Annotated in this window: 1 protein-coding gene; it reads right to left on the reverse strand. The window is 64.0% G+C overall.

All coding sequences use genetic code 11. The features are described 5' to 3' along the window. The coding region (locus HX846_RS24780) for a TonB-dependent receptor plug domain-containing protein (RefSeq protein WP_178966281.1) at positions 1-1,057 on the reverse strand (1,057 nt) is incomplete at both ends.

A 1,057-nucleotide genomic window follows, 5' to 3' on the forward strand; every position in this document is an offset into this window, starting at 1 on the left:
TGGCCGATCTCGCCGTAGCCCGCGAGGCTGATGCGGCTTTTTTCGGCGGCGTCGGCCGGGGTGGTACCGGCACCGGAAATGGTCCCGGGTGGAATGATCGCGCCGTTGGCACCGGTGTCGAACGGCCCGCTGGCGTAGGAGGCGAGGTCACCCTTGCCGATCTTGTAGTCTTCGTAGCGCTGTTCCAGGCCCCAGGAAATCTGCGTCGGCTTGTACAGGCCGAGGTCGAAGGCGCGGGTCAGGTCGAGGTTGTTGGTCCACTGGCTGAAGGTTTTTACGCCGGTGTCGACCGAGGTCGGTGAGTTCGGGCCGTAGCTCAGGTTGTAGGTGTCGGTGAGGGTGGCCCGGGCATGGTCCTGGCCGTAGGTGCTCGACAGGTCATAGTCCCAGCCGGCGGCCTGGCCCTTGCCGCCAAACGCCACCTGGAAGTCGTCTTCGATGAAGCGCAGGTTGTCTTCGATACCTTCCGGGTAAGGGGTCTGGATGCCGTTGAACGACGGAGGCTGGTGGAATGCCAGGGGCTTTTCCGAGTTGCGGTGGGTGTAGGTCGAGAACGAGTACAGGGTCAGCGCGTCGGCGACCGGCAGCTCGGCGTTGTAGCCGAGGCTGAAGTTCTTCGCCTCGGGCAAGCCGGTGCCGTAGTAGGTGTGGCGTTGGCTGGTGTTGCCGGCACTGTCGGTGTACGGCGCCGCATCGGAACGGTCCGAGACGTCCTGTTTCTTCACGTCCAGGGCGAGGTTGATGAAACCGTCGTTGGGCAGGGCCAGGCCGACATTGCCGGTTTGACGCACGGTTTCGCCATCGCCGTTTTCATAGTTCTGGCCGTAGGTGGTGGACAAGCTGCCGCCGTGGTCGGTTTGCTTGAGCACGATGTTGATCACGCCGCCGATGGCGTCCGACCCGTATTGCGCCGAGGCGCCGTCACGCAGGACTTCGATGTGATCCACCAGGGCGGTGGGGATCATGTCCAGGTCCACCGGTTGCGAGCCGGAGTTGAGGGAGGTGGCGTTGTTCAGCAGCGCGCTGTTGTGGCGGCGCTTGCCGTTGACCAGCACCA

It is taken from the genome of Pseudomonas sp. K5002 (genome assembly GCF_013386655.1).
Lineage (GTDB): Bacteria > Pseudomonadota > Gammaproteobacteria > Pseudomonadales > Pseudomonadaceae > Aquipseudomonas.